At 66.2% G+C, this 26,537-nt stretch carries 23 protein-coding genes; 2 read left to right on the forward strand and 21 right to left on the reverse strand.

Annotated elements, in window-relative coordinates; translation table 11 throughout:
- Positions 1-2: 2 nt before the first annotated feature.
- The 6 genes from O3301_RS04065 to O3301_RS04090 are packed head-to-tail and all read right to left on the reverse strand — an operon-like array spanning position 3 to position 5,596.
- Complete coding sequence (locus O3301_RS04065; RefSeq protein ID WP_305055619.1) at positions 3-884, reverse strand: ABC transporter ATP-binding protein; 882 nt, start codon at positions 882-884, stop codon at positions 3-5.
- Positions 881-2,146, reverse strand: a complete 1,266-nt coding sequence (locus O3301_RS04070; protein ID WP_305055620.1) for an MFS transporter — start codon at positions 2,144-2,146, stop codon at positions 881-883. The genes O3301_RS04065 and O3301_RS04070 overlap by 4 nt, the downstream gene beginning before the upstream one ends.
- Positions 2,139-2,903 (reverse strand): ABC transporter permease, encoded by a 765-nt coding sequence (locus tag O3301_RS04075; RefSeq protein WP_305055621.1) that lies wholly within the window; start codon positions 2,901-2,903, stop codon positions 2,139-2,141. The genes O3301_RS04070 and O3301_RS04075 overlap by 8 nt, the downstream gene beginning before the upstream one ends.
- Positions 2,900-3,754: an ABC transporter permease gene (locus O3301_RS04080; RefSeq protein ID WP_305055622.1), complete on the reverse strand. Its 855-nt coding sequence runs from the start codon at positions 3,752-3,754 to the stop codon at positions 2,900-2,902. The genes O3301_RS04075 and O3301_RS04080 overlap by 4 nt, the downstream gene beginning before the upstream one ends.
- Positions 3,751-4,824, reverse strand: a complete 1,074-nt coding sequence (locus O3301_RS04085; protein WP_305055623.1) for a PhnD/SsuA/transferrin family substrate-binding protein — start codon at positions 4,822-4,824, stop codon at positions 3,751-3,753. Before O3301_RS04085 ends, O3301_RS04080 begins: the two co-directional genes overlap by 4 nt.
- A 22-nt stretch (positions 4,825-4,846) precedes the next feature.
- Complete coding sequence (locus O3301_RS04090; protein WP_099668503.1) at positions 4,847-5,596, reverse strand: class II aldolase/adducin family protein; 750 nt, start codon at positions 5,594-5,596, stop codon at positions 4,847-4,849.
- Between the two features lie 225 nt (positions 5,597-5,821).
- Between O3301_RS04090 and O3301_RS04095 the strand changes: the two genes are divergently transcribed.
- Positions 5,822-6,874 (forward strand): ABC transporter substrate-binding protein, encoded by a 1,053-nt coding sequence (locus O3301_RS04095; RefSeq protein WP_305055624.1) that lies wholly within the window; start codon positions 5,822-5,824, stop codon positions 6,872-6,874.
- A 63-nt stretch (positions 6,875-6,937) separates the two neighbouring features.
- On the opposite strand, the gene O3301_RS04100 is transcribed toward O3301_RS04095, so the two are convergent.
- The 4 genes from O3301_RS04100 to O3301_RS04115 form a co-directional block, all read right to left on the reverse strand.
- Entirely contained in the window at positions 6,938-9,310 is a 2,373-nt protein-coding gene (locus O3301_RS04100) for a TonB-dependent receptor (RefSeq protein WP_305055625.1), read from the reverse strand.
- A 220-nt stretch (positions 9,311-9,530) separates the two neighbouring features.
- Complete coding sequence (locus tag O3301_RS04105; RefSeq protein ID WP_305055626.1) at positions 9,531-10,685, reverse strand: LLM class flavin-dependent oxidoreductase; 1,155 nt, start codon at positions 10,683-10,685, stop codon at positions 9,531-9,533.
- A 34-nt stretch (positions 10,686-10,719) separates the two neighbouring features.
- Positions 10,720-11,811, reverse strand: coding sequence for an LLM class flavin-dependent oxidoreductase (locus O3301_RS04110; protein WP_305055627.1), 1,092 nt, complete (start codon positions 11,809-11,811; stop codon positions 10,720-10,722).
- 233 nt (positions 11,812-12,044) lie between these two features.
- Positions 12,045-13,250, reverse strand: a complete 1,206-nt coding sequence (locus tag O3301_RS04115; RefSeq protein ID WP_305055628.1) for a sigma-54-dependent Fis family transcriptional regulator — start codon at positions 13,248-13,250, stop codon at positions 12,045-12,047.
- 157 nt (positions 13,251-13,407) lie between these two features.
- On the opposite strand from O3301_RS04115, the gene O3301_RS04120 reads away from it, so the two are divergent.
- Positions 13,408-14,745 carry an LLM class flavin-dependent oxidoreductase gene (locus tag O3301_RS04120; protein WP_305055629.1) on the forward strand — a complete coding sequence of 446 codons (1,338 nt, stop codon included), beginning with the start codon at positions 13,408-13,410 and terminating at the stop codon, positions 14,743-14,745.
- Positions 14,746-14,756: 11 nt separating this feature from the next.
- Here the strand turns inward: O3301_RS04120 and hmgA are convergent, their stop codons facing one another.
- From hmgA to O3301_RS04175, 11 genes are all read right to left on the reverse strand, one after another.
- The gene (gene hmgA / locus O3301_RS04125; RefSeq protein ID WP_305055630.1) at positions 14,757-16,061 is read right to left on the reverse strand and encodes a homogentisate 1,2-dioxygenase; all 1,305 of its coding nucleotides are present in this window, start codon (positions 16,059-16,061) and stop codon (positions 14,757-14,759) included.
- Positions 16,058-16,243 (reverse strand): DUF2783 domain-containing protein, encoded by a 186-nt coding sequence (locus tag O3301_RS04130; RefSeq protein WP_092708909.1) that lies wholly within the window; start codon positions 16,241-16,243, stop codon positions 16,058-16,060. Before O3301_RS04130 ends, hmgA begins: the two co-directional genes overlap by 4 nt.
- 12 nt (positions 16,244-16,255) lie before the next feature.
- Positions 16,256-17,935, reverse strand: coding sequence for an FAD-dependent oxidoreductase (locus O3301_RS04135; RefSeq protein ID WP_305055631.1), 1,680 nt, complete (start codon positions 17,933-17,935; stop codon positions 16,256-16,258).
- Positions 17,936-17,951: 16 nt separating this feature from the next.
- Entirely contained in the window at positions 17,952-19,295 is a 1,344-nt protein-coding gene (locus tag O3301_RS04140) for an MFS transporter (RefSeq protein WP_305055632.1), read from the reverse strand.
- A gap of 175 nt (positions 19,296-19,470) precedes the next feature.
- The gene (locus O3301_RS04145; RefSeq protein ID WP_077405076.1) at positions 19,471-20,286 is read right to left on the reverse strand and encodes a helix-turn-helix transcriptional regulator; all 816 of its coding nucleotides are present in this window, start codon (positions 20,284-20,286) and stop codon (positions 19,471-19,473) included.
- A gap of 10 nt (positions 20,287-20,296) precedes the next feature.
- Positions 20,297-20,806 (reverse strand): peptide-methionine (S)-S-oxide reductase MsrA, encoded by a 510-nt coding sequence (gene msrA, locus O3301_RS04150; protein ID WP_289907166.1) that lies wholly within the window; start codon positions 20,804-20,806, stop codon positions 20,297-20,299.
- A gap of 66 nt (positions 20,807-20,872) precedes the next feature.
- Complete coding sequence (locus O3301_RS04155; protein ID WP_305055633.1) at positions 20,873-22,216, reverse strand: MBL fold metallo-hydrolase; 1,344 nt, start codon at positions 22,214-22,216, stop codon at positions 20,873-20,875.
- Positions 22,217-22,282: 66 nt separating this feature from the next.
- The gene (gene hemB, locus O3301_RS04160; RefSeq protein WP_099667779.1) at positions 22,283-23,257 is read right to left on the reverse strand and encodes a porphobilinogen synthase; all 975 of its coding nucleotides are present in this window, start codon (positions 23,255-23,257) and stop codon (positions 22,283-22,285) included.
- 112 nt (positions 23,258-23,369) lie between these two features.
- Entirely contained in the window at positions 23,370-24,272 is a 903-nt protein-coding gene (locus tag O3301_RS04165) for a DUF535 family protein (protein ID WP_305055634.1), read from the reverse strand.
- 166 nt (positions 24,273-24,438) lie between these two features.
- A complete protein-coding gene (locus O3301_RS04170; RefSeq protein WP_305055635.1) occupies positions 24,439-25,791 on the reverse strand; it encodes a cell wall metabolism sensor histidine kinase WalK in 1,353 nt (450 codons plus the stop codon).
- Entirely contained in the window at positions 25,784-26,470 is a 687-nt protein-coding gene (locus O3301_RS04175; protein WP_034785794.1) for a winged helix-turn-helix domain-containing protein, read from the reverse strand. Before O3301_RS04175 ends, O3301_RS04170 begins: the two co-directional genes overlap by 8 nt.
- Between the last annotated feature and the right edge of the window lie 67 nt (positions 26,471-26,537).

The following is a 26,537-nucleotide window of genomic DNA, read 5'->3' on the forward strand; positions in this document are numbered from 1 at the left end:
AACTACAGCGCCATCCTGCGCGCCCATTCATTGCCATCCCATGAGCTGCTGGGGTGTTCTTCCCGCGCCACGGGCGCATGCGATTCGTCGAGGTCGCTGAAATCCGCATGCAAGCCATCGCGGATGGCGACAAAGCCGGCCGAACCACGCTGGCGCGGGTGGGCCAGCGGCACGTCCTGCACGCGGCGCACCTTGCCGGGACGCGCATCGAGCACGACGATACGGTCGGCCAGGTAGACGGCTTCATCGATGTCATGCGTGACCATCACCATGGTGATGCCCTCGTCCTGCCACAAGCGGCGCAGCTCCTGCTGCAGGCGCAAGCGGGTCAGCGCGTCGAGCGCGCCCAGCGGTTCGTCCAGCAGCAGCACGTCGGGCCGCCCGACGAGGGCGCGGGCAATGGCCGCCCGCTGCGACATGCCGCCAGATAACTGATGCGGATAGGCATCCGCATAGCCATCGAGGCCCACGCGCGTGATTTCCGCCGCCACGCGGGCTTCGCGCTCGGCCAGCGGCACCTTGGTATTGCTGAAAGCCACGGCCACGTTTTGCTGCACCGTCAGCCAAGGGAACAGGCGGTGATCCTGGAACACGAGGCCCCGGTGCAGATCCGTGCCACGGATGGGCACGCCATCGTGCAGCAGCAAGCCCGTGTAATCCGTGTCCAGGCCCGCCAAGAGGCGCAGCAGGGTTGATTTACCGCAACCGGACGCGCCCACGATGGCGACGAATTCGCCCGGCGCGATGGTCAGCGAAATATCGTCGAGCACGGGCAGCGGCGCGCCTTTCAGGGAAAACGACTTGCTCACGTGCTGCACTTGCAAGCCGCCGCTCAAGTGCTGCTGTTGCGGCGACAAGGTCGATGGGGAAACAAAATCATTCATGGCGCACTCTCTGCGGTGGGGGCGAGGGAAGAAACGGCGGCGGGCGGCGCCCGGCGCAGCCAGCGGCTACCGTGGAAAACCAGCCAGGCGGCCAGCCAGGGAAATAGCCAGATCAGGAACACATTGCGCAAGCCCGTCAAGTCGGCCAGGCGGCCCGCCGCCAGCGCGCCGGCCGTGCCGCCCACCATGCCGAACAGGGTCAATTGGGCGGAAACACGGGCCTTGTCGACGGGGGCGCGGGCGATATTGTCTGTATTGACGAGGTTATTCACGCCCAGGCCCAGTCCCAGCAGCACGGAGGCACCCAGGTAGGCGATGCTGGAAGGCCACAGGCCCAGGATCAGCAAGGCCGCCATGATGGCCAGGTGGGCGCCGCCATACAGCTGTTCGCGATAGCGGCTGGCCAGCACGAAACGGCCCAGTAACAGCAGCACGAGTACACAGCTGAGCCCCTGCACGGCCATCAGCCAGACGGAGTGGTGAGGAGGCCAGTGCAGCACGCGGATGGCCAGCAAGATGGAAAACACGCCCACGCTGGACGCCGTGAAGCTGGCGAGGATTTCAAACAGATAAGTCACGCGCACGATGGGCAGGCGCAGCAGTTCGCGCAGACTGGCCGCGCCCGGCAGCGTGGAGTGCCCCGTCTGCTTGCGCGGCGCCGTATTGTCAGGCAACACTTGCCAGCCCAGCACGGCCAGGATGGCGAACATCAGGGCCGAGATCAAAAATCCCGCCTTCAGTCCCAGCTGCGCGATCAGGTAATTGCCGCACAGGGGGCCTAGGAACTGCATGCCGAGTATCAACGTCCCCTTGTACCAGCCCGCCTTGCCCTGCCCCAGTTCCGGCAAGCGCACGAGAAACACGGTACTCATGGCCACGATGCGCAGGGAAATGCACAGGCCGACGAGAAACATCAGCAGGGCCACCCATTGCCAGCCGGGCAGCCACGGCAGCACGCAAAAGGCCAGCGCCAGGCTCAGGCTGACACCAGCGTACAGATGCTTCGGATTGCCGCGCGACAAGATGTAGCCGGCCGGAATGGTGCCCAGCGCCATGGCCAGGGTTTCCGCGCTGCTGATCGCGGCCAGCTGGAAGTTGCTCACGTGCAAATGCAGCCCCAGCAAGGTGGCCAGCACCTTGTTCATGCCGATGGTCACGCCCGACAGCAGGGTCAAGCCGATAAAGCGCAGCAAGAAGGCGCGCAGCTCGCCTTCGCGGGCGCTGACGGCCGCGTCCGGTTGGAATGGCAGGGATTCACTCACTGCTGCGCCCCTTCACCAGCAGGCGCGCGAGACGCGCGAACGCCACGTTCATCGCTTGCGCCAGCAAGGCGATCACGAGCACGGCCAGCAAGACGACATCCATGCGGCCCGACACTTCGCCATTGAGCAGCAATGAACCCATGCCGGGACCGGCCGAAAACAGCAGTTCGCCGCCCAGGCAAGCGAGCCAGGCGAACGCCAGCGCATGCGTGACACCGGTGACGATGGCCGGCATGGCGCCCGGCAACAAGATCTGGCGCAAGGTCTGCCAGCGCGTCAGGGTCAGCACCTGTCCCACTTCGCGCAAGCGCCCTTCCACCTGGCGCATGCCCGCATAGGTGTTGAGCACGGTAGGATAGAAGGCGGCGATGGCGATCACCAGCAGCTTGGCGCCGTCGCCATTGCCCACCCACAAGCCCAGCAAGGGAATCAGGCCCAGCAACGGTACTTGCCGGATGCTGTGGAACAGGGGGCCGATCAACCGGTCCGCCAGCGGCGACTGCGCCATCAGCGCGCCCGTGACGATGCCGGCGCTGCCGCCCAGCAGCAAGCCGGCCAGGGTACGGCCCAGGCTGGCGCGCAGGTGCACCCACAGCTCGCCCGTGACGAGCAAGTCGCGCAAGCTGTGCGCCAGGTCGCCCAGGGAGACAAAGATATACGCGGCGGCCGCGCCCTGGCCGGACGCCCATTGCCAGGCGCCCAGCAAGGCCAGCGGCAACAGCGCGCCCTTGATGATCTGGATCAAACGTTGTTTCATGCGGCGCCTCCCTTACCATCGCTACTACGCTTCCAGCGCATCAGCCGTGCTTCCAGCGCGTGGCAGGCCCGGTCCAGGCCAAAGCCGATCACGCCCGTCAGCACCACGCCCACCATCACCACGTCGAGGCGGAACATTTGCCGGCCCATTTCCATCATCTGGCCCAAGCCGCTGTCCGCGGCCAGCAATTCCGCACCCACCAGCACCATCCACGAGCGCGACAGGGCGATGCGCATGCCCGTCAGCGCGGCCGGCACGATGGCGGGCAGGACGATCAGGCGGATGCGCTGCCAGCGCGAGAAGCAATACACTTGCGCCACCTCAAAGTAGCGCTGCGACAGGTTGCGAATGGCGTCATGCACGGCCAGCGCAACGATGAAGAAACTGGCCTTGGCAACGATAAACACCTTGAAACTCTCGCCTATGCCGAACAGCAAGATGAACAAGGGGATCAAGGCGACGGTCGGCAACTGGCGCAAGACATTGAAGGTGGGGTCGACATAGGCGCGCAAGCCAGGGGACAGCCCCAGCACGACGCCAAAGGCCAGGCCGCCGCCGGCGCCCAGGCCGAAGCCAGCCAGCAGGCGGAACAGGCTGATGCCCAGGTGCTGGCCCAGTTCGCCGCTTTCGGCCAGGTCGCGCGCCGTCAGAAGAACTTGCCATGGCGACATCAAGATGTGCGCTGGCATCCACTCGAAGGTGGTGGCGGCCGTCCACAGCAGCAGCAAGGCCAGCGGCGACGCCCACACGGACCAGGGTGAACGGATAAAGCGCTGCAGCAAGGGGACTGGGGCTGCGCGCGCTGGCGCGGGGGTGCGCGGCAAGGCGATGGCGCGGGCGATGGAAGTCATGGCGCCCAGTACGTTTGCAGTTTCAGCTGCGCCAGCGCCGCGTTGACGAACTGGGGCGCGAACAGGCTGTCGACTTGCAGGGGCCGCCCGATCAAGCCCGCGCTCTTCGCATATGCCGCCTCGCCCACGTAATGCTGGCGCAGGCTGGCCGTAAACAAGGGCGACCAGCGCGCCTGCCATGGCGTGTGGTCGCCCGCCAGTTCGCGCCGCACCACGCTTTCCACCTGGCCCGCGGCCGCCTCGGTGCGCACGTATTCCTCTTCGCCACCGGCGCCGGCGGCCCGGTGGTGTTCGCGCACATAGGCCGTCACCACCAGCTGGGCCAGCTGCGGCCAGCGTTGCAGGAAGCCGCTGTCGGCCCACAGCTCGGCGCGCATCTTCCAATCCTGCGGCGGCGCCTTGCTGGACCAGATGATCTTGCCCACCTTTTTATCTTCCAACAGGAAGGCGTCGCTGAGGGTAAAGAAGGCGTCCGCGCCGCCCGTCGCCACGGCCGCCGCGCCCGCCTGCGGATTGAGGTTGAGAATCTTGACATCGCGCAAGGTCATGCCATTTGCTTCCAGCAGGCGGGCAAATGGGTATTCCCACGGCCGCCCCCGGTGCAGGGCGATCTTCTTGCCCTTCAAATCCTTGATCGAACGGGCCGTGGAACCTTTCGGCACCACCAGATAGGTATTGTTGGCGCTGCCGCCGGGCAAGATCAGCCGCGTCTGCAAGCCCGAGGCATTGGCGATAATCGACGGCAAGTCGCCATACTGGGCCAGGTCGATCGAATGGTTGGCAAACGCTTCGTTGACTTGCGTGGCCACGGAATTGGTAGTGACGGGCACCCATTCCAGCTTCACGCCCAGCTTGCCCAGTTCGGCCGACAGCCAGCCCGTCGACGCCACCTGAGCGGCGGAACCGGCAAACACGGTCTTGCCGGACGGCGCCGTGCGGGCCACGACGGCGATGCGCACGGCGGCCGGCAGCGGATCGGCGGCCGCCGCCATCGCTGGCGCCAGCAGGCTGGCCGCCACGGCGGTGGCGACTGCCTTGCGCCAGCTCAAACGTAAGAATTTCAATGACATTGCGGGCCTGTTCGTGAAAGGGTTACACCAGGTCGGTGGCGGGCAGCAGCGACAAGGCGCGCGCCGTGTCGATCAGCTTGCTCATCTTCCATTGCTGCAGCAGCACGCCGGGGCCGAAGTCGCGCGAACCGCCGATGGCTTCGGCCGCGATCTGGATCTTCGCGCCCTCTTCCAGCAGCAGGATGAATTCGGCCAGCTTCAGCAAGCCCTGCTTGCCCCACACGGTGGCGCCGCCATTCGCTTCCAGGATGGCCGTCGCATGCGTGTTGCGGGCGATTTCGCCGAGGATGAAATCGACTTCCGGCTGGCGGCGGTCGATATAGATGGGAATTTCGCGCACCAGCTGGTAGCGCTGCACGGGCACGTAGCGGATCGGCAGGGTGCGGTGCGTCTGCGCCCACGCACCCAGCGACGGCGAGTGCACGTGCGAGATCGACGTGACCTCCGGCCGCTCGCGGAACAGTTTTAAGTAGCGCGCGCCGCCGTTGTTCGCGTCGCCCGCGAGCACCGTGCCGTCGAGCGCCAGCACGGCCGCCTTCAGGGCCTGGCCGCGGCGGAACGGGCCCGGATCGTTGACCACCACCACCTTGTCGCCGCCCGGCGTGCGCTCGACGAAGCCCACCGTGCCATTGGCCGTCAGGCTGCCCGTCTCGCGCAAGCCGTCGAAGGCGATCTGCGCATCGCGGCGCACCTGCTCCACGAAGGCCAGTTCGGCCGCCGTCAACTCCTGCACCTGTACTTGTTGTGCTTCCGCTTGTGCCACGTCCGTCATGTCATGCTCCATTCGTTGGGGTTGGAATACGGGTCAGTCCTGCCTCTACTTTCGCAAGACGCGTGCCAGCGCCAGCGCCGGGAAAATGGTGCATGGCTGCTGCTTGCGCAACAGCGGCTGCTGGCGCGGCAGCAGCACCGTCCGCACGCGCTGTCGGCCAGCCAGCAAGCGGCGCGGGCACGTTTCCTGCACGGTTACAGGCTTCCACCACCACGAAGGAATTCCATGACTACCGTAACTGTCCCCGCCGTCGATACCGTCTGGTTCACCCGCTGCCCCGTGCCCACGGCCACGGGCCTGGCCTACAAACTGGGCTGGCTGGACGAGGAATTCGCCCGCGACGGCATCGCGTTAAAGACCCTGCAGGAAGTGGGCGGCGAACTGGCGCGCCACCACTATGACCACGGCCTGTCCACGCTCGTGCGCGAAGGCGGCAACCTGCTGGCCCTGCCCGCGCGCGCGCAAGGGGCGCCCACGCGGCTGATCGGCCTGACCTGGATCGACGAGTGGCAAGCCATCCTCGTGCGCCCCGGTTCCGGCATCGCGACGCCCGCGCAGCTGCAGGGCAAGCGTCTGGCGCTGCCCGTCTTCCGCGCCGAGGACTTGCGCGACAACCGGCGCGGACGCAGCATCGCGCGCGGCATGAGCCTGGCCGGCTACAAGGGCGTGCTGGCCTCGGCCGGCCTCACGCTCGACGACGTGCATCTGGTGGAAGTGGGAGTCGACGCGCCGGCGCAGGCCAATCTGGGCGCGGGCCTGTGGCAAGGCATCGCGCCGCTGCTGCGCGGCGAAGTCGATGCCGTCTACGTAAAGGGCGCGGCAGCGGCCGAGGCGGCCCGCGTGGCGGGGCTGGAAGTAGGCATAGACATCGACGCCCTGCCCTACCGGCGCTTCCGCGTGAATAACGGCACGCCGCGGCCGATCACCGTACATGAGACCATGCTGGAACAGCATTTCGAGCTGGTCGTGCGCTTCCTGACGCAAACCCTGCGCGCCGCGCACTGGGCCCGCAGCCACAAGGAAGACGTGCTGGCCATCCTGCAGGGCGAGACGCGGGCCGGCGCCGACGCCGTGGCCGAAGCCTACCGCGACGGTTTTCACCTGACCCTGGCGCCCGACCTGTCCGACGACAAGGTGGCGCTGTTCCGCCAGCAGAAGGATTTCCAGCTGCAGCACGGTTTCCTCGACCGCGACGTCGATATCGAGCGCTGGATCGACCGCCGGCCTTTGGAAGAGGCGCAGCGGCGCCTCGACGCGTTGCTGCAAGCGGCGGCATAAAGGCTATAGTACAAACGACAAGGCCGGCGCAATCGCCGGCCTTTTTACATCAGGCGGTCACGCTCAGAACTGCAGCGTGTACGACGCCCCCACCGTGCGGCCCTGGCCGATGATGACGGTGTCGCCATTCACGGCGCCCGGCACGAAGCTGGTGAGCGTGTGGTTGCGATAGACCTTGTCGGCCAGGTTGTTCGCATATGCCGTGATGCGCTGCTTGCCGCCCGGGAGCACGTACGACAGGCGCGCATTGGCCAGCGCGAAGCCGCCCTGGTTCAGCAAGTCGCGCGCGGCATTTTGCGGGTCGACATAATAGTACTGCTTCGACGTGTAGCGCACGTCGCCGCTGAACACCAGCTGCGCGCCATTGCCCAGCGGGTAGCGGTAATCGGCCGCCAGCAGGGCCGTCACGTGGGGCGAGCGCACGAATTCATTGCCGGAGCGGTCGCCGCCATTGTTCTGGATGGCGAAATCGTCGAATTCCGTGCGCAGCAGGCCAATATGGGCATTGAGGTGCAAGTTGTCCGTCGGCTGCGCCTCGAGCTCGAATTCCGCACCGTTCACGTGGGCCTTGCGCACGTTTTGCAGGTAATTGACGCTTTGCGTGGGGTCGCCGTTGTACACGCCCGTGATATTCACCTGCACGTTCTTGTAGTCATAGTGGAAAACGTTGGCGTTGAAATTCAGGCGTCCGTCCAGCCATTCGGACTTGATGCCCGCCTCGAACGAGTTCAGGGTTTCCGGCTTCACCGTGTTCAGGGCGCGCACGTCCGTGGCGCTCGTGTTGTAGCCGCCCGACTTGATGCCGTGCGCGTACTTCAGGTAGCCGCGCAGGGTGCGGCTGAAGCGGTATTCGGGCGTCACGTCATACGTCAGCGCATTCCACGTGGTCGACGGATTCGACGTGAAATTGTTGTTGGCCACCGAGGCGGCCGCGTAATTGCCGCCCTTGACCGTGTTCCACCAGTTCGACGCATCGCCAAACGTCACCGTGTTCGATGCGGCCTGCACGCGCTGCAAATCGAGGTCCTTGGTTTCCGTCGTCCAGCGCAGGCCGAAGGTGGACAGGAACTGCTCGCTGAAGTTGACGGTCGTGCTGCCGAAGATGGCCGCGCTGCGCGCCTTGTGCCGGTAGACGGTGCGGTTGTAGCCGATGGGCTGGGTGCTGCCCGCCAGCGCCGGCACGGTGCCGTTGGGCAGGCGCGCGCCGGCCGAATCGGAATCGATCTTTTCATTGAAGTAGAACAGGCCCGCCACCCAGCTCACGGCGCCATTCTGCGGCGACGTCAGTCGCAGCTCCTGCGACACCTGCCGGCTGCTGGCCTTCGAGCGGCTGCGCCCCACTTCCAGCGGCGTGTTGTCGCTGTCGCCCGTCGCCTCGTTGCGGAAGTTTTCATAGCCGGTGATCGACGTCAGCGTCAACTCGCCCAGCGCATATTCCAGGTTCAGCTGCGCACCGCCCTGTTTCACGTCGCTGTCGGCCGGCGCATTCGTGCTCACGTCATCGGGATTCGTGCTGGGGACGTAGCCATTGCGGTACACGCCGTTCGCGCCATAGCTGGCCACGGTGGTGGTGGCGCCCTTGGTCGTGTAGTCGCGGTAATGCAGGTTCAGATTGGCCGTCAGGTCGCGTCCGATCAGGGCCTTGAGCTGGCCGCGGATGGCGCTATCCTTGAGCTTTCCATCGCGCTCGCCCGTAAACTGGTTGTGGAAGCGGCCCTTGTCCTGCTGTTCCGTGTGGAAGGACAAGCGCCCCGCCAGCACCTCGTCGACCAGCGCGCCGCCGATGGCCCCTTCGGCCAGCTTGGTGTCGTAGCTGCTGTAATCGACCTTGGCGTAGCCGCTGGACTTGAACGACGGTTTGCGCGAAATCACGTTGATGGCGCCGCCCGTCGTGTTCTTGCCCCACAGGGTGCCTTGCGGGCCGCGCAGCACTTCCACCCGGTCCAGGTCGAACAGGGGAAAGCCCGTGGCGCTGGAATTGCTGATGTAGACGTCGTCGAGGTAAAAGCCGACGGGATTCGGAAAATCGATCTGCTGCTGGCCCGCACCGACGCCGCGTATCCACCAGCGCGGACGGCCATGCTGCTGCGTGCCGGCCGAGGCGTTCGGCACGTAATTGAGGATTTCGCTGGCCGAGCGGCCGATGCCCGTGTCAAGCAGCTCCTTGCCGCCCAGGACCGTGATCGCGCTGGGCACCTTCTGCGCGGATTCTTCGCGTTTTTGCGCCGTCACCGTCACCGATTGCAGCGCGGCGCCCTCGCCGGCGCCGTTCGCGTCGGCCGCGGCGATGACCTCTGCACCGGGCGCTTCGGCATGGGCCATGCCATGGACGAGCATCAGGCCGCCGATGGCGAAGGCCGAGCGCAGCGCGCGGCGCACTGGCGTCAAGTGAAAGGGGAAAGAGGAAAAGGCGGCGGGGGCAGTCGAACGGCGCATGGGTGATTATCCTTGAGTAAAGTCAAAACGCGAGATGGTGATGACCTGTATTGCAAGGGGCATGCCCGCTGCCGCAGCGCAGCAAAATCGTCGTTAAGTGATTGATTTAAAAGGAAGACTATCGGAGTGATAGTGCTGTTGATTTGGCAGCAGCGGCGCCGCCGCGTGCTGCCTGCGCGACAGCGGGCGGTGGTGCTGCTGTCGCGGCAACAGGGGATACTCAGGCGGCGCGCAGCAGTGCCGCCGTGTGGCCACGCACGAGGGGCAGCACTTCCTCGCCCACGCGGTACGCTTCTTCCAGGTGCGGCGTGCTGGCCAGGATGAAGGCGTCGGCGCCCAGCTGCACCAGTTCGTCGAGGCGTTCGGCCACTTGCTGGTAGCTGCCGACGATACCCTGCGTCTGGCCGCCGCGCAGCAGGTTGAAGCCGGACCAGATATTCGGCGCCGTGATCAAGTCCCTGTAACTGCTCAGGGTCGTCGGGCGGTTGCCCCGCTGGCGCGCCGCGCCCACGGAATCGCCGCCATCGGCACCGAGGAACTGGCGCAGGGTGGCCGCATCGACGGCCTCGAAACCCTTGCGCACTTCGTCCCACGCTTCTTCTTCCGTGGCGCGGGCGACGATGTCGACGCGCACGGCGCACTTGATCTTGCGGCCCAGCAGCGCCGTCTTTTCATGCACGCGGGCGAATTTCTCGCGCAGCTGCTCGAACGGTTCCAGCCACGTCAGGTAGTAATCGGCATGCTTGGACGCGGAACCGAGGGCCGCGTCGGACGAGCCGGAAAAGTAAATCTCGGGGAAATCCTGCTCCGACAGCGGCGTGGCCAGGCCCGCATCCTCCACCTGGTAGAACTTGCCCTGGTAGGAAAACGGCCCGCCGCGCCACACGCCGCGCACCACGTCGAGAAATTCCGTCGTGCGCGTGTAGCGGTCGTCGTGGCCGGCCGAATCGCCCCACCACAGCTGCGCCGGCCCGCCGCCGCCCGTGATCACGTTGTACAGCGCGCGCCCGCCCGTGGCCCGCTGCAGGCTGGCCGTCATGCGCGCGGCCACCACGGGGTTCAGGAAGCCGGGCTGGAACGGGATCATGAAGCGGAAAGTGCTCGTTTCGCACGCCAGCAGCGCGGAAATGGCCCACGGTTCGTCCGTCATGGGGAAGGATGGAATCAGACCGCCCTGGAAGCCGGACAATTCGGCCGCGCGGGCGATTTCCGCCAGGTAGTCGATGTAAGTAAAACCGTCGGCGCCGCCGCCACCGAGGCCGGCCTGGCGCAGGTTGTCATTGCCGGGAAACCAGTCGCCGCGAAACGGCGTGCGGGCGCGGTGCGAACTCGGTTCGCCATGCGTGGGGATGCGCCAGAAAAAATCGATAGCCATGTAGGTACTCCTTGAATAGGTTGGATACGGGGACTCAAGCCGTTTGCAGCTGCGCGCGCAACGCCGCACGCACGCGGGGCAGCACGTGTTCGCCGATGCGGTAGGCTTCCTCGAAATGGGGAATGGCCGCCAGCACGAAGCTGGACACACCGGCTTGCGCGTAGGCTTCGAGCGCCGCGGCGACCTGTGCATGGCTGCCGACCAGGGCGCCGCGGGCGCCCGTTTGCGCCTGCGCAAAGCCGGGCCAGAACAAAGCTGCACTGCCCGCCGTGCCATCAGCCGACGGAGCATAGTCAGGCAGGCCAGCCCCGCTGCGGTAGCGGCGCGCATCGCGCAAGGCTTCGTCGAACGTTTCGCGGGCCAGCACGTCGATGCGCAAGCCCGCCGCCACGGCACGGCCCAGCTGGCACGCCTGCGCATGCAGGCTGGCGATGGCGGGCTGCAAATCCTTCACGGGCGCCGCGTCGAACACGTGCACGTCGGCCTGGCGCGCCGACAGGGCCAGCGCCTCCGGCGACTCGCCCGTCAAATAGATGCCGTTGACGGGATGGTGCGCCAGCGGCCCCTTGAAGCCGCCGTCCTGTACTTCGAAGAACTTGCCCTTGAAGCTGAACGGCGATGTATTCTGCACACCGCGCGCCACCGTGATGAATTCATCGATGCGGGGCAGGATGTCGGCGTCCGGCGCCGCATCGCCCTGGCAACGGCGCGCTGCCGCGTCGCCGCCAGGGCCGATCTGCCAGGCGAAGCGTCCCCCCGTGAAGCGCTGGAAGCTGACGGCGTTCTTCGCCGCATACACGGCCGAACCCCAGGCGGCGTCGAATTCGGCGATCAGTTTCAGGTGGCGCGTGCTGCGGGCCAGATAGCCGGCGACGATCCAGCTTTCATCGCCCTGCGTATCGTGGCGCACCTGGATGCCGTCGAAGCCGGAAAGATCGGCCGCGCGGGCGATCTGGTGCAGATAATCGAAATAATTGAAGGACGGACGCGCGCCGCGCGGGTCGCTCACGCCCGCCTGCAGGGGGCTGGGCGCGCCAGCGTTTCGCTCGCCACGGCGCGTGATGCCGGGCGCCGCGTAACGGCCGTCGCCGCTGGTGGGCAATTGCCAGATGAATTCTATGGTCATGCGTGGACTCCTGTCGTGGGTCGAAGAAAAGGCCGTATGCGCATCGCGCAGCGGCCTGCCCTACCCTCCTCGCAGAAAACATGCCATGCCCAGGATGCCCGCCGCGGCCCGCCGCTGTTGATTTGGCAGCAATCCGCTGCCCCCATGGCAGCAATGTGCTGCGCGCGCAGCAGCCATGAAAAAAGCCGGAGCCGCATCGCTGCGGGTCCGGCTCCGGGAGGTCGCTCGTATGCCTAATCGATGGCGCCCGCCTTTTTCAGGAAAGTGCGCAGGATGTTGCGGCTCAAATTCAAGTGCCTGGCCGTGCGCACCTGGTTGCGCTCATTGCGCTCCCAGGCGGCGCGCACCAGTTCCTGCTGCATCGCCTCGAATTCCACGGCTTCGCCCGAGGCGAGCAAGGCTTGCCAGGCGCGGGCAAAGCGCTCGGCCGCCAATAAATCGTCCTGGCCGGACGCGCCGTGGGCCGCATAGGCGATATCGGCGCCGCCCGCCCAGGCGTCTGGGACAGCCACGGAAACAGATGCGGGGACAGGTGCGGCAGCGGGCGCCCTGTGCCAGCCCGACAGGCTCAAATCCTCGGCCCGCACGACGCCGCTGCGGCAGACGAGCAGCGCGCGATGGATGACGTTTTCCAGTTCGCGGATATTGCCCGGCCATGGATAGGCCAGCAAGGCCTCTTGCGCGTCCAGGCCCAGTTCCACCTCGCCCAGGTGCAGGCGCTGCGCATAGATGGCCATGAAGTGGCGCGTCAGCGGCATGATGTCGCCCGGGCGCTCGCGCAGGGGACGCAGCGGCAGGCCGATCACCTGCAGCCGGTAATACAGGTCTTCGCGGAAGCGCCCTGCCCGCACGGCTTCGGCCAGGTCCACGTTGGTGGCGGCGATCAGGCGCACGTCGATGGGGATGGCGCGCCGCGCGCCCAGGCGCACCACTTCGCGTTCCTGCAGCACGCGCAGCAGCTTGACCTGCATCGCCAGCGGCAAGTCGCCGATTTCATCGAGGAACAGGGTGCCGCCGCTGGCCGTCTCGAACCAGCCAGGCTTGCCCTGCTGCGCGCCAGTAAACGCGCCTTTTTCATAGCCAAACAGCTCGCTCTCGACGAGGGTTTCGGAAAACGCGCCGCAATTGATCGCCACGAAGGTCTGTTCGGCGCGACCGCTCAAACCGTGCACGTGGCGCGCAATCAGTTCTTTTCCCGTCCCCGTTTCGCCCGTGATCAGCACCGTCGCCTCGCTGGGGGCAATGCGTTCGATCAGCTCGTGCAACTGGCGCGAACGGGGGTCGGCAAAGACAAAGGCCGTGGCGCGTACCAGCAAGCTCATTTGCTGCGGGTCGCGGAAGGCGACCAGCGCCTCGCTGTCGCCGTCGTCGCCCGCGCCGCGGGCCAGGTGGGCGCTGCGCGCGAAATCGCTGCTGAAATTGTGGGCTAAGAGTTCCATGGGCCGACTATACCGCGCTCCATCTCCAGGCGTGAACGAATGGTGCCGCGCTAGCTTATCCGGAATTTGCATATCCGGCCGCATGCCCAGCGCTGGCCCGAACCTTGCGTAATTATTGAGACGCGCCATGTCGCCAATCCACCACGGAGTTCCTCCCATGCCAGCACGCCAGCTTGTCCTGAATGTCTTTTTACAACGCCACGGCCACCATCCCGCCGCCTGGCGCCATCCATCGGCCAGCGCCAGCGGACGGCCCGACCTGGCCTGGTGGCTAAATGCCGCCAGGCTGGCCGAAGCGGCCAAGTTCGACAGTTTTTTTATCGCCGACTTCATCGGCCGCGCCGGCGACGTCACGCCAGACACGGGCCGCGCCGCCATCGGCCTGCCCTTCGAGCCATTTACCCTGCTGTCGGCCATTGCCGCCGTCACCCGCCATATCGGCCTGATCGCGACCGTCAACACCAATTACGAGCACCCGTACCACGTGGCGCGCAAATTCAGTTCGCTCGACCACCTGAGCGGCGGGCGCGCGGGCTGGAACATCGTCTCCTCGTTTGGCGAACACACGGCGCGCAACTTCGGCATCGATGCGCCGCGCAGCCACGCCGAGCGCTATGCGCGCGCCGATGAATTCGTGTCCCTGTCCAAGATGCTGTGGGATAGCTGGGATGACGAGGCCTTCGACCGGCCCGACCGCGCCGGCGGCCAGTTCTACCAGCCGGCGGCGGGCCATGCGCTCGATTTCCAGGGCCAGTACTTTGCCTCGCAAGGCTTGCTGGACTTGCCCCGCCCCGTGCAGGGCCACCCGGTGCTGGTCCAGGCAGGCAATTCCGAGACGGGCCGCGAATTTGCCGCGCGCCTTAGCGAGATGGTGTACTGCTCTGCCACCTCGCTGCCCGTGGCGCAGGCGTACTACGCGGACGTGAAGGGCCGCATGGCCAAGTATGGCCGCGCCGAGGATCAATTGAAAGTGACGCCGGGGCTGTCGGTGGTTGTGGCCGAATCGGACCAGCAGGCGCAGGACCAGTTCGGCGAGTTGCAGGCACTGGTCGACTTCAGCCACCTGGAATTTGGCGGTTTTGATTTATCCGGCTATCCGCTCGACGGCCCCCTGCCCGAGCTGCCCTACCAGGCGCCAGAAAACGGCAAGGGGCGCTTCCTGCAGCAGCTGGAGCTGGCCCGCCGCGAGCACCTGACCTTGCGCCAGCTGGTGCTGCGCTTCAGGGTCGCACGCGGCCACCTGCAAGCCATCGGCTCCGTCAAGACGGTGGCGAACCTGATGGAACAGTGGTTCGTGGAACGGGGCGCGGATGGCTTCAATGTCGTGCCGCCCCTGCTGCCGCAAGGCTTCGAGGATTTCACCCGGCTGGTGGTGCCGGAACTGCAGCGGCGCGGCCTGTTCCGCACCGACTATGCGGCCAGCACCCTGCGCGGACATTTGGGACTGGCGCGGCCCGCCAACCCGCAGACGGTAGCGCGGGCGCGGGCCGCCTGAGCAGCGCGAGACTACGCCTGCTCCGGATCGAAATGCTTGCGCAAGCCTTGCCAGCACGCGAAATAGTCGTTTTGCAGCAGACCGCCGTCCAGCGCGAATGGCGTGGGCTTGAGGATGGTGCGCGTCTCGAACATGAAGGCCATGGTGTCGCCCACCTTCACGGGCGCGGACGTGTCGCTGTGCGACGCCTTGTCAAAGGTCTGCGCATCGGGGCCGTGGCCGGACATGCAGTTGTGCAGGCTGGCGCCGCCCGGCACGAAACCGGCCGCCTTGGCGTCGTACACGCCGTGGATCAGTCCCATGAATTCGCTGGCCACGTTGCGGTGGAACCACGGCGGGCGGAAGGTATGCTCGGCCGCCAGCCAGCGGGGCGGGAAGATGGCGAAGTCGATGGCGCCGAACAGGGGATTTTCGCTGGGCGCCTGCAGCACGAGGAAGATCGACGGGTCCGGGTGGTCGTAGCTGATCGAGCCGATGGTGTTGAAGCGGCGCAGGTCATATTTGTACGGCGCGTAATTGCCATGCCAGGCCACCACGTCCAGCGGCGAATGGTCCAGGGTCGTGCGCCACAGGTGGCCGCCGAACTTGGCCAGCAGTTCGCATGCGCCGTCGATGTCTTCATACGCCGCGTGCGGCGTGAGGAAATCGCGGCTGTTGGCCAGGCCGTTCGAGCCGATGGGGCCCATGTCGGGCAGGCGGAAGGCCGTGCCGAAGTTTTCGCACACATAACCGCGCGCCGCGCCATCGGGCAAGGTCACGCGGAAACGCACGCCGCGGGGGATGACGGCGATTTCCTGCGGTTCCAGCTCGATCAGGCCCAGTTCCGTGGCAATGGCCAGCCGGCCTTGCTGCGGCACGACCAGCAATTCGCCATCGGCCGAGTAGAAGAAGCGCTGCATGGAGCGGTTGGCCGCATACACGTGGATGGCGCAGCCGCTCATGGTTTCGGCGCTGCCGTTGCCGGCCATGGTCTGCCAGCCGTCGATGAAGTCCACCGCCGTGGCGCCGTCGGGCAGCGGCAGCGGATCCCAGCGCAGCTGGTTCGGCGGCGTGGGCGGCATGGCGTGGAAGTCGCTGACGATGCGGGTGTTTTCCAGCAAGGTAAATGGCGGATGCTGGCTGGCGGGGCGGATGCGGTACAGCCACGAGCGCCGGTTCTGCGCGCGCGGCGCCGTGAAGGCCGTGCCCGACAATTGTTCCGCGTACAGGCCCAGGGGCGCCTGCTGCGGCGAATTCTGCCCCTGCGGCAAGGCGCCGGGCACGGCTTCCGTGGCAAATTCGTTGCCGAAGCCGCTTTGGTAGCCGGCGCCTATCATGCCGGCTCCGCCAAGCCGTCGGCCGCGTCGCGCAGCAAGCCCTGCACCACGTCGGCCTTGCCGATAGCGCCCATAGCCAGCAAGGCGAAACGGGCGAGGAACAGGGGCGAACGCTGTTCGCCCAGGCCGCCCATGGTGTGGCACAGCTCCGTGTACAAATTATCCAGTTCGATATCGGTCATATTGTCTCCTTGTTACTTCGATTGGGCGATGCCGGCCGCCGTCAGCGCTGCCGCCACCTGCCCCGCCTGCACTTGCCGCCAGCGTCCCAGCACGTGGCCGTCCGGGCGCACGAGGTAAAACGTGCCAGGCTGCGCGTCGAACAGCGAGAATACCTGCGCCGTGTGGTCCCAGGCGCACTCCTGCGCCCCGCTACGGGAAATCGCCACGCTCGTCAGCGGCAAGGTGTCGCCCAGCGCCTGCAATTCAGCGGGAATGGCCCCATCCTCGCTGAAGTACAGTCCCGTGAAATGGCCATCTGCGCGCTTGAGCAGATCGGTAATATACCCCGCTTTTTGCCCGCCGTCGTACGCCAGCGCCAGCGGGCATTCCGGCAAGACCGTGCCCGGCGCGGGGCCGGCGGCAAACGTGTCGGGGTCCGGCGCATTCAGGGCCGACTGCGCATACGCGATGGCGCTCGTCTGGCGCGGGTTGATCAGGGAGCGCACGTGCGCGTGCCTGCCCGCCAGGCCCAGCACGGCCGTGCGCATCAGCTCGAAGGCAAACGTGGGCGGCGCCATGAATTCCGTGCTTTTGGTGCCGTGGCGCAAGTTTTCACGGGCGGCGAACACGCGCTCGTCCGAATAGCTGTCCAGCAAGGCATGCGGCGCCTGGCCCTTGACCACGTAGGCCAGCTTCCAGGCCAGGTTGTCCGCATCGTCGATGCCGGAATTGGCTCCGCGCACGCCGAAGATGGGCACGAGGTGGGCCGCATCGCCCGCGAACAGCACGGGGCCATGCCGGTATTTTTCCAGGGTCAGCGCGTTGGCCTTGTAGATGGTGATCCACACGGGATGCCACGGCGCCGTTTCGCCCATCATGGCCAGCAGGCTGTCCACGCGGGGCGCCACGTTTTCCAGCAGCACGGCCGCCTGCGCATCCTCGTCGTCGCGCAACTGGTAGTCGATGCGCCAGATATCGTCGGGCTGCTTGTGCACCAGCACGGTCGAACCGGGATTCGACGGCGGGTCGAAATACGCGAGGCGCTCCGTCGGGCGCTCGCTCTTCAGGTGGATATCGACGATCACATAGCGCCCTTCATAGCTGGTGCCCTGCAATTTGAGGCCCAGCGCCTCGCGCACCACGCTGCGCCCGCCGTCGGCCGCCACTAGCCAGTCCGCCTCGATTTTATAGGTTTCATCGGGCGTGGCCACGGTGACGCTGGCGCTGCCGGCGCGCTTGTCCACGCCAGTCACCCGCGTTTGCCAGCGGATATCGATCAATTCCGGCTGGCGTTCGGCCGCATCGAGCAGGAATTGCTCGATATGGTATTGCGCCAGGTTAACCATCGGCGGCAACTTCTGGTTCGCGTCTTGCGGCATCGTAAAGTGCAGCACTTCCTCGTCGCGGTAAAAACTGCGTCCGCCCGCCCACGGCAAGCCCTTGCTGATAAAACCGTCGAGCCCGCCCAGGCGTTCGATGATTTCCAGGCTGCGCCGCGAGATGCAGATGGCGCGGCTTCCCGTGCACACGCCGTCGTCCGCCTCGATCAGCACCGAGCGCACGCCGTGGCGGGCCAGGCCCAGGGCCGTGGCCAAGCCCACGGGGCCGCCGCCGACGATCAGGACCGGGACATGCTGCGTGGCGGCGCCGGCCGGTTTGCCGGGCGGATACACCTTCGGCACATGGGGATAAGGGTGAAACGTGTCGCTCATGATGGGTCCTCTTCGATCAAGTATGGTCTTTGCCGCCGCGTGCGATGGGCAGGGTCAGCACGATGGCCGCGCCCGCCACCAGCAGGACGCTGGCGTACAGCAAGCCGGTGGCAAAGCTGTGCGTGATATCCTTCAGCCAGCCTACGACGACGGGATTCAGGGCCGAGCCGATATTGCCCGTGGCATTGATGACGGCGATGCCGATGGCGCGCGCGCCCAGGCTCAGGGCCCGGTCCGGCGTCGTCCAGAAGACGGACATGGCCGTATAAGCGCCCGTCGACGCCATGCACACGCCCAGCAGCTGCAGCACGGGGTTGGCCGAGTACGCCGTGCACAGCCAGCCGGCGGCCGACAGCAGCATGGGCCAGACGATGTGCCAGCGGCGCTCCTGCAAGCGGTCCGAGCGGCGGCCCCAGGCGATCATGCCGATCACGGTGCACACTTGCGGGATGGCCGCCAGCAAGCCTACTTGCGTGTTGCTGGCATTGCTATTGAAACTTTTCACGATCAATGGCGTCCACACGGCCACCATCGCCAGGGTGTTGACCAGGCAGAAATAGGCGATGCCGAATTTCAGCACGGTGGGCGACAGCATTTCCGCCAGCACCGAGGTTTTTTGCTGCGACGCAACAGGCTTCTGCTCGGCCGCCAGCATGCGCGCCAGCACTTGCTGCTCCAGCTTGCCCAGCCAGTTCGCCTTGGCGGGCGAGTCGTCCAGGTAGCCGTACACGGCCAGGCCCAGCAGCACGGACGGCATGCCTTCGAGCAAGAACAGCCATTGCCAGCCCTTCAAGCCCCAGTGACCATCGAGCCCCAGGATCAGGCCCGACAGGGCAGAGCCGATGGCGGCCGTGACGGGCATGGCGATCATGAACAGGGCGTTCGCCCGCGCCCGATAGGCGCTGGGAAACCAGTAGGTCAGATACAGCAGCATGCCGGGCAGGAAGCCCGCCTCCGTCACGCCAACGAGGAAGCGCAGCGCATACAGGCTGGCCGGGCCGCTGGCGAACAGGGTCGCCGTCGAGGCCAGGCCCCAGGCGATCATCATGGAGCCTATCCATTGACGGGCGCCGATGCGGGCCAGCACGATGTTGCTGGGAATGCTGCAAGCGATGTAGGCGATGTAGAACAGGGTGGTGGCAAAACCGAACTGGGTGCCGGACAGGCCCAGGTCTTGCATCATGGTCAAGCCGGCGAAGCCGATGTTGATACGGTCCAGAAAGGAAAACACGAACAGCAGGAATAAGAATCCCAGCAAATGGCGCGACACCTTGCGCATCACTTGCTGTTCCAGTTGATTGGTGGCCGCGTCGAGGACGGGCACGGGGGTGGCGGGGGTGGCCGCGGGGGCGATGGTCATGCTGGTCTCCATAAGGTGTCGCTCTCCCCTTGCTATTGTTATTGGGTGAGAGCGGCCGGGTGATCCCGGCTTGCAACACAGTATGCAGACGCGCGCCGCAAACCTTGTCCCCATTTGGGGGACGTTTCGCGGCTAAAACAGTCAGAAAGGCGAAGCCATCCCTACGCCAAAAGGACTAAGGGGCTGGCGCCATGCACAGCGCAAACAGTTGCCGCTGGCTGGAAATGCCCAGGCGTTTATAGGCGCGCTTCTGGTAGGTGATGACGCTCGATGGCTGCACACCCATGGTTTCGGCGATTTCCACGGCCGTGAGACCTTCGAGCACGCAGCGCAGCACGTCCAGTTCGCGCTTGCTCAGGGCGGGGCAATGCTGGCGCAGCCTTGCCAGCATCAGCGGCGCGACGCCTTGCGTGGCCTGCCCCTTCAAGCTGTAGTGATGCTTGACGGCATGGGCAAACAGCGGTGACAGGGTTTCGATGCCCGCCACTTCGCCGGGCTGGAACTGGCCCTGGCTGCTGTCGCGGTAGAAATTGACGGACAACCAGATATCGCCGGCCGGCTGCACCAGCAGGGACAGGCGGTCCGACACATTCGGTTTCTGGTAGCAGACAGCGCGGTAGCCGGGATGGTCGATCTCGTCACTGGCCTGCTGGTGCAGCACGATGGCGGGATCGATCTTCCGCCCCGGCGCCGGGGCGATCACGCGCTGGTTGCCATCGAGCGCATAGTAATGGCGGGCGTAGCTGTCGGCGATATCCTGCAAAAAGCGCCCGCCGCGCCGGTCGGCCACGGCAACGGTGCGGGGGCGGTTGCCGAATTCATAGGCAAAGATCGTGCACTGGGCAATGGGCGCGACCGTGCTGACCGTCTTCAGGATCGCCCCGGCGACGGCGTTCACGTCGGCATGGCCGATGGCCGCCATCAGCTCCAAGGTACGCCCGAAGTCCAGCTGCCCTTCCGCCGGCGGCCGCTCGACGCGCCAGTAACGCATGCCCGGCTCCTTACTGCCCGCGTTGCGGCAAGACCCAGTCCGGCCGGATGTAATGGCAAGTGTAGCCGTGCGGCAAGCGCTGCAGATAATCCTGGTGTTCCGGTTCCGCTTCCCAGAACGGGCCGGCCGGCGCCACTTCCGTCACCACCTTGCCGGGCCACAGGCCGGAAGCATCGACGTCGCGGATCGTGTCCTCGGCCACCCGTTTTTGCTCATCACTGGTATAAAAGATGGCCGAGCGGTAGCTGGTGCCGCGGTCGTTGCCCTGGCGGTTTTCCGTGCTGGGGTCGTGGATCTGGAAGAAAAATTCCAGGATCTTGCGGTAGCTGATGGTGTTCGGGTCGAAGATGATCTCGATCGCTTCCGCATGCGTGCCATGGTTGCGGTAGGTGGCGTTGGCCACGTCGCCGCCGCTGTAACCCACGCGCGTGGCGATCACGCCCGGATAGCGGCGCAGCAAGTCCTGCACGCCCCAGAAGCAGCCGCCGGCCAGGATCGCGGTTTCCTTGTTTTGTGTCATGTTGATCATTCCTTGATCTGAGATACTGGGATTAATCGTTTATCTTACCCTGTCGCGCGATTTTCTTCAGCGGGCCAGCAAGCGCTTGAGCTGCGCCGCCTGATAGGCGCCGATGGCGTCGTTGAACAGGCAACGGATCAAAGGATCGTCGACGATGTCGGCTTCCATCAGTTCTTCCCGCGTGGCTTCGTCGAAAGGACCATCGTTGATGCGCATGTACATCGACGTCAGCGATTCACCGAGCACCAGCGCCGCGTGGCATTTCACCAGCGGCACTTGCGTCGTCCAGCCCGGCGCCTCGCCCGTGTCCGGCACGAGGTCGATCAAGTCGCCATGCGTGCGGTAATGCAGGATGGTGGCCGCGCCGTCATGGCCGTACAGCGCCAGGCGCCACACGCGCGGGGCCTGGAAATAACTGTCCTCGGGCAGCTCCATGTCGCGGTAGCGTTCGAGCAAGCCGCGATGGCAGAAGTCCAGCACCAGCGCCGTGTCGGCATCGTTCAAGGGCGCGAAACGCCGGGCGATGTCCGCCGTGGCGGGCGCAAGCGCCTCCGGGCGGTAGTCGAAATCCACGTCCTGCGGCCCCACGGGAATGACCCAGGGCAGCGGCGCGGCCGGCGCCATGCCGTGCGCATCGAGCAGCACGGCCGTCGATGGATCGAGGCGGAAGATGTGCGTCTCGGGCAGCGCGGCGCCCATTTCATCGGCAAAGCGGCGGTAGGTAATCGGGAACATCGCATGGTTGTACCAGGACCAGTCTTCCTGCACGAACTGGCAAGAGCTGGGCACGAGGTAACGGGGCGCCAGCGCGCGCAGCTGCGGCACCCAGTCGTCGGGAAGTTCGACCGGGCCCCGCGCCGCCTGCGACGGCGCGATGACGGCGATCTCGCGCATGGTCTGGAATGGCCACAGCACCATGTCCCAGGGCGCGAAGGCGGCCAGCTGCGCCAATGTCTCGGGGCCGATCCAGGAATCGACGACGTTGAGCACATTCAAGCCCGCTGCGCGCACCTGGAACAGCGAGTCGACGTCGTCGTCCAGCGCGCGGCGCGGGATCACCTCGATGCTGCCCACTTGCACGGGCACGTCCACGTGCAGCTTCTCCACCTGCGTGAAACCGAGCGCGCGCAGCATCGCAAACAGTTCGTCGAAGACGCAGTACAGGTAGATGGGCGTGGCGCGGTCGAGCACATCGAGGCTGTCGAGCGAGCAGTGGTCGTCGTGGAAGTGCGAGATGAAGACGGCATCCCAGCGCAGCCGGCGCACGGCGTCCAGGTCGAAGCGCACGGGCGGAAACGCGTGGCAGTTGCGGCTGAACGGGTTTTCGACGATGGGATCGAAGGCGATGGCCGTGCCTTCGCATTCGAAGACATAGCCGGCGTGCAGGATGCGGGAGATTTTCAGGGGCATAAGCAAATTCAGGTTGGGCAGCGCGCCATGATAGCTGAAAAGGCGGCCGCCCTGCCCCGTGTTTACTTAGTACGGATTATTCAGCACATCCATCGCGAAGTAAGTAAAAATCATGTCCGCGCCAGCGCGCTTGATGGCGCCCAGGGTTTCCTGCACCACGCGGCGCTCGTCGATGGCGCCCGCCTGGGCGGCGAACTTGATCATCGCGTATTCGCCGCTGACCTGGTAGGCGCCGATCGGCAAACGCGTCACTTCGCGCAGGTCGCGGATGATGTCCAGGTAGGCGCCGGCCGGTTTCACCATCAGCGCGTCGGCGCCTTCGGCTTCGTCGATCAGCGATTCGCGCACCGCTTCGCGGCGGTTCATCGGGTCCATCTGGTAGGTCTTGCGGTCGCCCTTCAGGGTGCTGCCGGCCGCGTCGCGGAACGGGCCGTACAGGCCGGAGGCGAACTTGGTGGAATACGCCATCACGGGCGTGTCGTGGAAACCGGCCGCGTCGAGCGCGCCGCGGATGGCCGCCACCTGGCCATCCATGGCAGCCGACGGGGCGATGATGTCGGCGCCCGCCTGGGCGGCGATGACGGCCTGCTTGCCCAGGTTGAGCACCGTGCTGTCATTGTCGACCGTGTCGCCATGCAGGATGCCGCAATGGCCGTGGTCCGTGTATTCGCAGAAGCAGGTGTCGGACATGACCACCATTTCCGGCACGGCGTCCTTGATGATGCGCGACATGCGCGCTACCAGGCCGTCCGGGTTCAGGGTGTCCGTGCCGTGGCTGTCCTTGTGGTGCGAAATGCCGAAGGTCATGACGGAGCGCAGGCCGGCGCGCGCATAGCGCTCGACTTCCTGCGCCAGCTTCGCTTCAGGAATGCGGCGCACGCCGGGCATGGACTTGATGTCGATGAATTCGCTGCTGCCTTCGTCGACGAAGATCGGCAGGACCAGGTCGCGCGGATTGATCTCGGTTTCGCGGAACAGCTCGCGCAGTTGCGGGGTCGCGCGCAGGCGGCGCATGCGCGAAGTGGGGAATTGTGCTGGCATGGGATGACTGGCTTCAGGTTAACAACGCCAGCAAGTATACGCCGATCGCGCCGATTGCGCCGGGCTGCCCGGCAAAAAAGCCGCGCAGGTCAAGAAACCCCGCCCTGCGCCGTCATTGCGCGTGCAGCAGGGCCGCCACTTGCCAGCGCATGTCGGCCGCCAGCTGCACCAGCATGGCGCCGCGGCGGCGCGCATCGGCGCGCTTTTTCGACGGCACCAGCTCCAGCTCCGGCATCCGGCAAGGGCCGCAAGGCAGGCGGTAATTGCCGTCGCCGGTGGGCAGCGCATGCAGCTCCCGCCACGCCAGGTCGTAATCGCAGGAGATATGGCGGCGCCGGCGCCAGTTCAGCGCGATGCGGTTGGCGTTGCTGACCAGGTCCAGGTGGCCGCAGCCGAAAAAGTCGCCCAGGTCGCGCAAGGCGGCCACCATCAGGTTTTTTGGCCGGCAGCCGTGCAGCGCCCGCGTGGCCTCCTTCACCGCCTGCGCGCCGGCGGGCGAGCGCAAGCCCTGCAAGGCGCCCAGCTGGATGACGGCGCCGCCAGGCTGGGGCCGGAACAGGAAACTGGCCAGGTACAGCGGCACGCCGTCGCGCGTCAGGCGCAGGCACAGCTCCCCTTCGCGGTGGCTGTCATGGATGGCCGTCAGCTGCAAGCGGTAGCTGGCGCCATCCTTGCCTTCGATGCTGGCCAGCACCAGCGCGCGCCGCGCCGCGTATTCCACCAGCGGCCGCGCGCCAGCCTGCCACAGGAAACGGTAATGCCCGCACAGCAGATCCACCCTCGCCGCGCAGCCCAGCTGGCGGCTGGCGTAGGGACGATAGATCTTGTAGCGCAGGCTGGGATGGACTTGCGCCAGCGCCGCCAGGCCCGGCATCGTGGCGATGACCGCTTGCCAGCGCGCGCGCTGCAGGGGAAAGACGAGCGCGCCCAGCGCCGCCTTGATCCGGTGGCCATGCTGGCGCAGTGGCGCTTGTTGCGGCGCGGCGTTGTCGCCGGTGGCGGTAAATGTATGCATCAAACGGCTCTACTGAACGGGACGCGGCGACGGCCGCAGGCAGCCCTGCGCGGGCCGCTGCGCGCACGCAGCCGCTCTACGCGGGGTAAAGCGGATGATAGGGGGAGGTGAAAATGAAGGGGGTTACAAGTTGGTAATGTGCGGATATGCCACGGGCACTGGCAAGCTAGCGCAGCAGCCGCAAGCGCAGGCGCAGGCCCGGCGCCGCATCCTCGATATCCAGGCTGCCGCCATGCAGGGCCGCGATGGCCGCCACGATGGACAGGCCCAGGCCATTGCCGGGCAAGTGGCGGCTCTTGTCGAGCCGGTAGAAGCGCTGCGTCAGCTTCGGCAATTCTTCCGTCGGCACGCCTGGGCCGTTGTCGCGCACGGCCAGCCAGCTGCCCTGTTCATCGCTGCCGGCCGACACCTCCACCGTGGCGCCCGGGCCCGCGTACTTGATGGCGTTGTCGACCAGGCTGGCCAGGGCGCTGCCCAGCAGGTTGCGGTCGCCGCGCGCCGGCACGCCTTCGCCATACATCTGCACCAGCAGCACGCCCTGCTCGTCGGCCGTCGCTTCGTACATTTCCACGATATCGGCGCCGATCTGCTGCAAGTCGATGTCGTCGAAATTCTCCGGGCGCATGCCCGATTCGGCCGCCGCGATCTGCAGCAGCTTGTCGAACACGCGCGTCAGGTCGTCGATGTCGTCGATGGCCGCCTGCGCCGCGCTCTCGTGGCCGGCCACGTCCTGCTGCTGGCGCAAGGCGCCATCGAGCTTGTTGCGGATGCGCGCCAGCGGCGTGCGCAAGTCGTGCGCGATGGCGTTCGACACGTGGCGCACGCCTTCCATCAAATGTTCGATGCGGTCGAGCATGCGGTTGATGTCGCGGCTCAGCAAGCCGAATTCATCCTCGCTGGAGACGGGAATGCGCCGGCTCAGGTCGCCCGCCTCGATTTCCCCTGCCGTGCGGCGGATCTGGCCGATGCGCGCCTCGAGCTGGCGGCGGAACAGCCACGCGCCTGCCACCACCAGCAGGATGGCCACCCCGCCGCCATAGGCCAGCGAGCGCAGCACCAGGGTGCGGATCGACTTGCCCTCTTCCATGTCGCGCCCGACGAACAGGCGCGCGCCGCCCGCCAGGTCGCGGATCAGCATGCGCGCGGGCACCCGGCGTCCTTCGCGCGTGACGTCGCGGTGCAGCAAACGGCCCACGGGGCTGCCCATGTCGGGCCAGGACGACAGATTGCCCGCCACGCGGCGGCCGTCGGCGCCCACCAGCAGGAAGATTTCCGTGTCGCTGTCGGTGCGGTCGGTCAGCAAATGGGCGATTTCCGCCGTCGTGCGGCTGGCGTCGTCCTGCTGGTACAGGGCGGCGAGGCGCTCCGAGAGCAGGGTCAGCTTGCGGTCCACGCTGCGATCGAGCACGCCGATGGTGCCGAAATAGAACACGGCGCAGACGATGCTGATCGAGACGACCACCAGCACGCCATAGCCGAGCGCCAGGCGGGCCGCGATCGAGCGGTGCCAGTTACGCACTGTCGATCACGCCCAGGGTGTAGCCGACGCCGCGCACCGTGTGGATCAGCGGCGGCGAAAATTCCTTGTCCACCTTGGTGCGCAAGCGGCTCACCTGCACGTCGATGACGTTGGTCTGCGGGTCGAAATGGTAGTCCCACACGGCTTCGAGCAGCATGGCGCGCGTGACGGACTGGCCCTGGTGGCGCATCAGATATTCGAGCAAACGGAATTCGCGCGGCTGCAGGGCGATTTGCCGGTTGGCGCGCGTCACGCGCATGGTGCGCATGTCGAGCACCAGGTCGGCCACCTGCAGCTGCGTCGATTCGGGCACGGGCGCGGCGCGCCGCAGCAGCGCCTCGATGCGCGCCAGCAGTTCGGCGATGGCGAACGGTTTTGACAAATAATCGTCGCCGCCGCTGCGCAAGCCGCGCACGCGCTCGTCGACGCTGGACAGGGCCGACAGCACCAGCACGGGCGTGTTGCGGCCCATGCCGCGCAGGCGCGCGACGATGGCCAGGCCGTCGATCTCGCCGGGCAGCAGGCGGTCGAGCACCAGCGCATCCCAGTCTTCGCCGCAGGCCAGGCGCATGCCGTCGATGCCATTGTCGCAGGCGGTGACGTCGTGGCCAGCCTCGCGCAGGCCGGCACAGATATAGCGGGAAGTTTCAGCTTCGTCTTCGATGACCAGGCAGCGCACGGGAATTCCTTGTAAAGAGCGGGACAGCAAACATGCGCAGCATACGCCAGGCGCGCGCCACTTGCCA

The sequence above is a fragment of the Janthinobacterium sp. SUN211 genome, from assembly GCF_030587315.1.
Lineage (GTDB): Bacteria > Pseudomonadota > Gammaproteobacteria > Burkholderiales > Burkholderiaceae_D > Janthinobacterium > Janthinobacterium kumbetense.

Excerpts from the sequence above, each read along its gene's own strand:
- O3301_RS04065 (WP_305055619.1), bottom strand. The coding sequence starts at position 884 with ATGAATGATTTTGTTTCCCCATCGACCTTGTCGCCGCAACAGCAGCAC.
- O3301_RS04075 (WP_305055621.1), bottom strand. The coding sequence starts at position 2,903 with ATGAAACAACGTTTGATCCAGATCATCAAGGGCGCGCTGTTGCCGCTG.
- O3301_RS04080 (WP_305055622.1), bottom strand. The coding sequence starts at position 3,754 with ATGACTTCCATCGCCCGCGCCATCGCCTTGCCGCGCACCCCCGCGCCA.
- O3301_RS04085 (WP_305055623.1), bottom strand. The coding sequence starts at position 4,824 with ATGTCATTGAAATTCTTACGTTTGAGCTGGCGCAAGGCAGTCGCCACC.
- O3301_RS04090 (WP_099668503.1), bottom strand. The coding sequence starts at position 5,596 with ATGACGGACGTGGCACAAGCGGAAGCACAACAAGTACAGGTGCAGGAG.
- O3301_RS04095 (WP_305055624.1), top strand. The coding sequence starts at position 5,822 with ATGACTACCGTAACTGTCCCCGCCGTCGATACCGTCTGGTTCACCCGC.
- O3301_RS04100 (WP_305055625.1), bottom strand. The coding sequence starts at position 9,310 with ATGCGCCGTTCGACTGCCCCCGCCGCCTTTTCCTCTTTCCCCTTTCAC.
- O3301_RS04105 (WP_305055626.1), bottom strand. The coding sequence starts at position 10,685 with ATGGCTATCGATTTTTTCTGGCGCATCCCCACGCATGGCGAACCGAGT.
- O3301_RS04110 (WP_305055627.1), bottom strand. The coding sequence starts at position 11,811 with ATGACCATAGAATTCATCTGGCAATTGCCCACCAGCGGCGACGGCCGT.
- O3301_RS04115 (WP_305055628.1), bottom strand. The coding sequence starts at position 13,250 with ATGGAACTCTTAGCCCACAATTTCAGCAGCGATTTCGCGCGCAGCGCC.
- O3301_RS04120 (WP_305055629.1), top strand. The coding sequence starts at position 13,408 with ATGCCAGCACGCCAGCTTGTCCTGAATGTCTTTTTACAACGCCACGGC.
- hmgA (WP_305055630.1), bottom strand. The coding sequence starts at position 16,061 with ATGATAGGCGCCGGCTACCAAAGCGGCTTCGGCAACGAATTTGCCACG.
- O3301_RS04130 (WP_092708909.1), bottom strand. The coding sequence starts at position 16,243 with ATGACCGATATCGAACTGGATAATTTGTACACGGAGCTGTGCCACACC.
- O3301_RS04135 (WP_305055631.1), bottom strand. The coding sequence starts at position 17,935 with ATGAGCGACACGTTTCACCCTTATCCCCATGTGCCGAAGGTGTATCCG.
- O3301_RS04140 (WP_305055632.1), bottom strand. The coding sequence starts at position 19,295 with ATGACCATCGCCCCCGCGGCCACCCCCGCCACCCCCGTGCCCGTCCTC.
- O3301_RS04145 (WP_077405076.1), bottom strand. The coding sequence starts at position 20,286 with ATGCGTTACTGGCGCGTCGAGCGGCCGCCGGCGGAAGGGCAGCTGGAC.
- msrA (WP_289907166.1), bottom strand. The coding sequence starts at position 20,806 with ATGACACAAAACAAGGAAACCGCGATCCTGGCCGGCGGCTGCTTCTGG.
- O3301_RS04155 (WP_305055633.1), bottom strand. The coding sequence starts at position 22,216 with ATGCCCCTGAAAATCTCCCGCATCCTGCACGCCGGCTATGTCTTCGAA.
- hemB (WP_099667779.1), bottom strand. The coding sequence starts at position 23,257 with ATGCCAGCACAATTCCCCACTTCGCGCATGCGCCGCCTGCGCGCGACC.
- O3301_RS04165 (WP_305055634.1), bottom strand. The coding sequence starts at position 24,272 with ATGCATACATTTACCGCCACCGGCGACAACGCCGCGCCGCAACAAGCG.